5 protein-coding genes, 9 tRNA genes and 1 rRNA gene are annotated in these 6,405 nt (G+C 38.7%); all 15 read left to right on the forward strand.

Going from position 1 to position 6,405, the window contains the following annotated elements; translation table 11 throughout:
* Positions 1 to 95, forward strand: a 5S ribosomal RNA gene (gene rrf, locus GGQ92_RS15870); the annotation flags it as partial.
* Between the two features lie 48 nt (positions 96 to 143).
* Positions 144 to 218 (forward strand) — tRNA-Asn (locus GGQ92_RS15875).
* 2 nt (positions 219 to 220) lie between these two features.
* Positions 221 to 293, forward strand: a tRNA-Thr gene (locus tag GGQ92_RS15880).
* Between the two features lie 32 nt (positions 294 to 325).
* Positions 326 to 400 (forward strand) — tRNA-Glu (locus GGQ92_RS15885).
* Positions 401 to 402: 2 nt separating this feature from the next.
* A tRNA-Val gene (locus GGQ92_RS15890) sits at positions 403 to 478 on the forward strand.
* Between the two features lies 1 nt (position 479).
* Positions 480 to 555, forward strand: a tRNA-Thr gene (locus GGQ92_RS15895).
* Positions 556 to 583: 28 nt separating this feature from the next.
* Positions 584 to 668, forward strand: a tRNA-Tyr gene (locus GGQ92_RS15900).
* A gap of 57 nt (positions 669 to 725) precedes the next feature.
* Positions 726 to 800: transfer RNA gene (locus GGQ92_RS15905), tRNA-Gln, on the forward strand.
* Positions 801 to 1,028: 228 nt separating this feature from the next.
* Positions 1,029 to 1,104, forward strand: a tRNA-Lys gene (locus tag GGQ92_RS15910).
* 7 nt (positions 1,105 to 1,111) lie between these two features.
* A tRNA-Ala gene (locus GGQ92_RS15915) sits at positions 1,112 to 1,184 on the forward strand.
* Between the two features lie 256 nt (positions 1,185 to 1,440).
* Positions 1,441 to 2,004, forward strand: coding sequence for an RNA polymerase sigma factor SigW (gene sigW, locus GGQ92_RS15920; RefSeq protein WP_184251279.1), 564 nt, complete (start codon positions 1,441 to 1,443; stop codon positions 2,002 to 2,004).
* A 14-nt stretch (positions 2,005 to 2,018) separates the two neighbouring features.
* Positions 2,019 to 2,624 (forward strand): anti-sigma factor family protein, encoded by a 606-nt coding sequence (locus GGQ92_RS15925; RefSeq protein ID WP_184251271.1) that lies wholly within the window; start codon positions 2,019 to 2,021, stop codon positions 2,622 to 2,624.
* Positions 2,625 to 2,823: 199 nt separating this feature from the next.
* Positions 2,824 to 3,645 (forward strand): diadenylate cyclase CdaA, encoded by an 822-nt coding sequence (gene cdaA / locus GGQ92_RS15930; RefSeq protein ID WP_184251273.1) that lies wholly within the window; start codon positions 2,824 to 2,826, stop codon positions 3,643 to 3,645.
* Positions 3,638 to 4,885 carry a CdaR family protein gene (locus GGQ92_RS15935; protein ID WP_184251275.1) on the forward strand — a complete coding sequence of 416 codons (1,248 nt, stop codon included), beginning with the start codon at positions 3,638 to 3,640 and terminating at the stop codon, positions 4,883 to 4,885. Before cdaA ends, GGQ92_RS15935 begins: the two co-directional genes overlap by 8 nt.
* A gap of 30 nt (positions 4,886 to 4,915) precedes the next feature.
* Positions 4,916 to 6,268 carry a phosphoglucosamine mutase gene (gene glmM, locus GGQ92_RS15940; RefSeq protein WP_184251277.1) on the forward strand — a complete coding sequence of 451 codons (1,353 nt, stop codon included), beginning with the start codon at positions 4,916 to 4,918 and terminating at the stop codon, positions 6,266 to 6,268.
* The last annotated feature ends 137 nt before the right edge of the window (positions 6,269 to 6,405 follow it).

The raw sequence follows: 6,405 nt of genomic DNA on the forward strand, positions 1-6,405 counted from the left end.
GTCACACCTGTTCCCATACCGAACACAGAAGTTAAGCTCTTCAGCGCCCATGGTAGTTGGGGTTTTACCCCTGCGAGAGTAGGACGTCGCCAGGCTGCTTATTTTTTATGAGCAGACTTGAGGAATTATATTATCATGATTCTTCCACAGTAGCTCAGTGGTAGAGCAATCGGCTGTTAACCGATCGGTCGTAGGTTCGAATCCTACCTGTGGAGCCAATGCTTCCATAGCTCAGCAGGTAGAGCACTTCCATGGTAAGGAAGGGGTCGTCGGTTCAAATCCGGCTGGAAGCTCTGAAAACTTTTTATTACCATATATTTTATATGGCCCGTTGGTCAAGCGGTTAAGACACCGCCCTTTCACGGCGGTAACACGGGTTCGAATCCCGTACGGGTCACCAATGGAGGATTAGCTCAGCTGGGAGAGCACTTGCCTTACAAGCAAGGGGTCGCAGGTTCGAGCCCTGCATCCTCCACCATGCCGGTCTAGCTCAATTGGTAGAGCAACTGACTTGTAATCAGTAGGTTGGGGGTTCAAGTCCTCTGGCCGGCACCAGTCTTTTTAATTGAAGAGCATATTTTATGGAGGGATAGCGAAGAGGCTAAACGCGACGGACTGTAAATCCGTTCCCATCGGGTTCGTAGGTTCGAATCCTACTCCCTCCACCATTTATGTATATGAATAGGGAAATTGTGTATAATAACATTGTACACTTTTTTAATTGTTGGGCTATAGCCAAGCGGTAAGGCAACGGGTTTTGGTCCCGTCATTCCTAGGTTCGAATCCTAGTAGCCCAGCCATTTTTATTTTCTTTTATTGAAGTGAAAGATTTGTTGTATTAATAAGAGCCATTAGCTCAGTTGGTAGAGAAACCAGCCAACATCTTAGAGAAAACTTCATCGTAGGTTTTGCGAGGAAAGTGGCAGCGTATTTTAAGCTGCGACAAGACGAGCACAGATCATCTTTGAATGATCATCAACTATTACAATAAGAATTACAAATAAACAGTTATCTTATCATATTATTAAGAGCCATTAGCTCAGTTGGTAGAGCACCTGACTTTTAATCAGGTGGTCGGAGGTTCGAATCCTCCATGGCTCACCATTTTTTCGGGGCCTTAGCTCAGCTGGGAGAGCGCCTGCTTTGCACGCAGGAGGTCAGCGGTTCGATCCCGCTAGGCTCCATAGTAAATCATCATAAATTATTTCAAACTAACAAGGCTGTCATGACATATGACTGCTTTTTTTATGTTTTAAAAAGATATATCTAACTACTTTGGTACCCTATACACAATTAAAATATAACTGATATAATAGAGATAATACTATTAAAAATCAATGTAGCAACAATTTATAAAAAATAGAGAGAAAAAGTGAAACATTCTATGTTGTTCAAACGTATGATATGTGACCGCATTTATAGCGGAGGTATTAATCTATGATGGAAGAGAAACTAAAAGAAAAAATTAGAGCGGTAAAAAAGGGAGACCAACAAGCTTACGAGTATGTTGTAGAATTATTTCAGAATAAGGTATTTGGAATATGTTTCCGTATGATTGGTAATCGTCATGAAGCAGAGGATTTAGCGCAAGAGGCATTTATTCGTGCTTATATTAATATTCATTCTTTTGATGAGAAACGAAAATTTTCTACATGGCTTTACCGAATTGCTACAAATTTAACGATTGATCGGCTACGTAAGAAAAAGCCAGACTTTTATCTTGACGCTGAGATAAATGATTCGGAAGGCCATAATCTTTATGGTCAGTTGGCAGCAGATCAACCTTCAACCGAAGATTTCGTTGAAGGTATAGAGATACAGAATTATATACAAAAAGAAATTATGGCGTTACCAGTAAAGTACCGAAGTATTATCGCGTTACGCTTCATAGATGAATTGTCTATTAAGGAAATTAGCGAAATATTAGAATTACCTGTCGGCACTGTCAAAACAAGAATTCATCGGGGCAGAGAGGCCTTAAGAAAAAGGCTTCGTCATGTTTAAGGAGTGTGACTGACATGAAATGTGATAATAAATTTATTGATTTAATACATGAATATTTAGACGGTGATATATCTAAGGAAGATGAGAAGTATTTGAGCTCTCATTTGGAAAAGTGTGAAGCATGTCAAATTCATTTTCGTGAATTAAAGCAAACCGTTGCTCTAATCACAACTAATGTGGACATGAAGCCATCCGAAAACTTCACCTTGAATGTTATGGATAATTTACCGATGGAGCGAAAAGGGAAAAAGATAACTCGCTGGATGAAGGTACATCCTATTTTCACGGCGGCAGCAATATTTTTTATACTCATGCTTGGTGGCATGATAAGTGATTGGAACCAAAGTGAAAAGCTCACCTATCCTAAAGGTATGAATTTAGTAGTTGAGAACGATACGGTTATCGTTCCAGAAGGTGTTATTATTGATGAGGATATTACCGTGAAAAATGGAGACCTTCAAATAGAGGGAGAAGTAAAAGGTAATGTTGTTGTAGTAAACGGTAACCACTTAACGGCTTCAACAGGAAACGTTGTCGGCGAAATACAAGAAATTGATCGAATGTTCTCATGGATGTGGTACCGACTTAAACAACTATTCGAAAATATTTTTAGTTTGTAAAACGAATAAGAAAAGGACATACCTATAGTTGGATTGGTGTGTCCTTTGTTCATTTATTGGATATAATAGTTTGGACTAGAAATAAAAATTAGGATAGTGGAATAATATATATCGTTAAGGTAGTCTATGGAATTATGCTATAATAAAAACAACTAAATGGATAGGAAGAGGATCTGGATGGACATAAGGTTGTGGTCAAATGTTTAGCGGTGAATGGAACTTTTTAGATATTATAAAAGTACTTATCGATATTGCAATTATATGGTATATTTTGTATAAAATTTTAATGTTAATACGAGGTACAAAGGCTATTCAATTATTGAAGGGTATCTTTGTCGTTATTCTCATCTATTTTCTAAGTGTTTTTTTAGAGCTAGATACAGTACGAATGCTATTTTGGCAAGTTATTATGTGGGGACCACTAGCAATCATTATATTATTCCAACCAGAATTACGAAGAGCATTAGAACAACTTGGAAGAGGAAGTTTTTTTTCTAGAAATACAAGCTCCGAAGAAGAAGAACTCAAACAATCAATTGAATCAATTGTTGAATCTTGTAAGTATATGGCGAAAAGACGAATTGGAGCGTTGATAACCATTGAGCGAGAAACAGCGATGGGCGATTATGTGTCCACAGGTATTCCGATCAATGGTAAACTCACAAATCAACTTTTGACGAATATATTTATACCAAATACACCGCTGCATGACGGCGCAGTAATTTTGAATCGTGATGAAATCGTGGCAGCTGCTTGTTATTTACCTTTGTCAGAAAGTCCTTTTATTTCAAAAGAATTGGGGACTCGGCATCGAGCAGCACTTGGTATTAGTGAAGTGACAGATGCAATTACAATAGTAGTCTCAGAGGAAACAGGTAATATTTCTTGTGCGAAGAACGGTGAGTTGTTTCATGATATTTCCTCAGAGAAGCTTGCTGAAATGTTGGAAGCAGATTTGGTGATGAAATATAAAACATCAACGGCAAAAGCTTGGAATTGGAGGGGAAGAAAGAATGGATAAATGGTTAGAAAAACCGTGGGCCATTCGTTTAGTTTCATTATTTCTCGCGGTATTGCTCTTTGCTGTTGCAGCTTTTGACCAGAATATTAATGATGGAAGTACTGACTCACGTACCCCTAGTACAGCAACGAATGAAACACAAACATTGGAAGATGTACCTATTCAAGTTGAGATAGATGAAGAAAATTACGTTGTCAGTGGTATTCCAGATACGGTTACCGTTACCTTGCAAGGCCCTGTAAGTTTAGTAACTCCTGTAGCAGTTCGTAGGAATTTCGAAGTTTTTGTTAATTTAGAAAACTTAGATGTAGGAACTCATTTAGTGCCTATTGAGTATAACGGTATACCAAGTAAAGTAAATGTCTATATTGAGCCAGAAGAGATTGAAGTAATCATTGAAGAGCGTGCTACGAAAGAATTCACAGCGAATGTGGATCTAATAAATCGTGACAAAATTGAAGCAGGCTATGAAATTGCCAATGTATATACAGAACCGAGCACTGTAGAATTAGTAGGCTCCAAAAGCGCAATAGATCGAGCAGCTATTGTAAAAGCATTTATAGACGTAACAGGCATGAATGAATCACAAACAATAGATAACGTTCCTGTAAAAGTGTATGATACAGAAGGTAACGAGCTGAATGTAAGAGTAAACCCACCGACATTAAAAGTTACATTGGATGTAAAAAGCCCGAATAAGTCAGTACCTATTTCTTTAAAAACAGAAAATGAACTACCCGATGGTATTCAATTATTGAGCATGGATTTGGAGACAGAGGAAGTACAAGTCTTTGCGCCAGAGGACTTTCTCGGGACATTGGAAGAGATGGCTACCAAGCCTATCGACTTAAGTTCAATTACGGAGAGTGGTTCAATCGAGATTGAACTAGAGTCTTCTGAGCAAATACGTAGGATAAGCCAATCTACTGTGACGGTAAGTATAGAGGTAGAGACAGAAGAAGATAGAGTATTGCAGGAAATCCCAATCACGGTGGAGAATGAACCAGAAGATCTAGTTGCTGAATGGAACCCCAACACTATAAATGTTACATTAACAGGGTTTCCTTCGGTTTTAGAGGGAATTACTGAAAATGATATTGATGTCCGTGCAAATCTAAACGGATTGAGCAGCGGAACGCATGAAGTACCTTTAAGTATTGAGTTAACAGAGGAATTCCGAGATCAAGTTGAAATAACTTCCGAAACAGAAAACATTACAGTAGTGCTGACTGATGAATAAATCAGGAAGAGTTCAAAGGAGAGTATGAATATGGGAAAATATTTTGGAACAGATGGTGTACGTGGGATAGCGAATAAAGAGTTAACACCAGAATTGGCTTTTAAACTAGGTCGATTTGGAGGCTACGTGTTAACCAATAATTCAGAAAATCCAAAAGTGTTAATCGGACGTGATACACGAATCTCTGGAACGATGCTTGAAGGCGCACTTGTTGCAGGATTATTATCCATCGGAGTAGAGGTAATGCGACTAGGTGTTATCTCAACACCAGGGGTTGCTTATTTAACGAAGGTGATGAATGCGCAAGCAGGTATTATGATTTCCGCATCTCATAACCCTGTTGAAGATAATGGAATTAAATTCTTTGGACCTGATGGATTTAAACTTTTTGATGAGCAAGAAGCGGAGATTGAAGCTTTGCTAGATAAAGAGGAAGATGAGCTACCAAGACCAGTTGGTGGGAATGTAGGACAAGTTAATGATTATTTAGAAGGCGGACAGAAATATATTCAGTACTTAAAAGAGACGATTGATAATGAGTTTGATGGATTGCACATTGCACTAGATTGTGCACACGGTGCGACATCAGGCCTTGCTTCCCACTTATTTGCTGATTTAGAGGCGGATATTTCGACGATTGGTAGTTCGCCAAATGGTTTAAATATAAACGATGGTGTAGGGTCCACTCATCCAGAGAAACTACAGGAACTAGTTCTGGAAAAAGGTGCGGATATTGGTTTAGCATTTGATGGAGATGGTGATCGACTTATTGCTGTGGATGAAAAAGGAAATATCGTAGACGGCGATCAGATTATGTTCATCATAGGGAAATACATGCAACAAACTGGTTCGTTACATCACTCGACGATCGTATCTACGGTGATGAGTAACTTAGGCTTCTATAACGCACTCGAAGAAAATGGCTTAAAGAGTAAGAAAACAGCTGTAGGTGATCGGTATGTAATGGAGGAAATGCGCAAAGGTGGTTATAACCTTGGTGGGGAGCAATCCGGTCATATCATCCTACTTGATTATAGTACAACAGGTGATGGTATGCTTTCCGCATTACATCTCGTGAATGTGATGAAAGAAACAGGTAAGCCTTTGTCAGAGTTAGCAGCTGAAATGCAGATATTCCCTCAAGTTTTAAAAAATGTGAGAGTTTTAAATAAAAATGAAGCGATGACGAATCCAGTGATTTTAGAAAAAATAGAGAAAGTAGAGACGGAAATGGGCTCCAACGGCCGTGTGTTAGTTCGACCGTCTGGAACAGAGCCACTTGTGCGTGTCATGGTAGAAGCACCTACATTGGAAGATTGTAATCGATACGCAGATGAAGTAGTTGAAACGGTCATTCAAGTAATGGGATTAGAAGAAGAATAGTGAGTAGAAGAAGGGTATCTGATTATAGTCAGGTACCCTTTCTTTAAAAGATAAGAAAGTATAAAAATCTGGGTCGTTTTTTGCTCTACCACAGTCTTTATGACTGTGGTATCTTTATAGTATGAAGAAAAATATAT

This window comes from Gracilibacillus halotolerans (genome assembly GCF_014206945.1).
GTDB lineage: Bacteria > Bacillota > Bacilli > Bacillales > Amphibacillaceae > Gracilibacillus > Gracilibacillus halotolerans.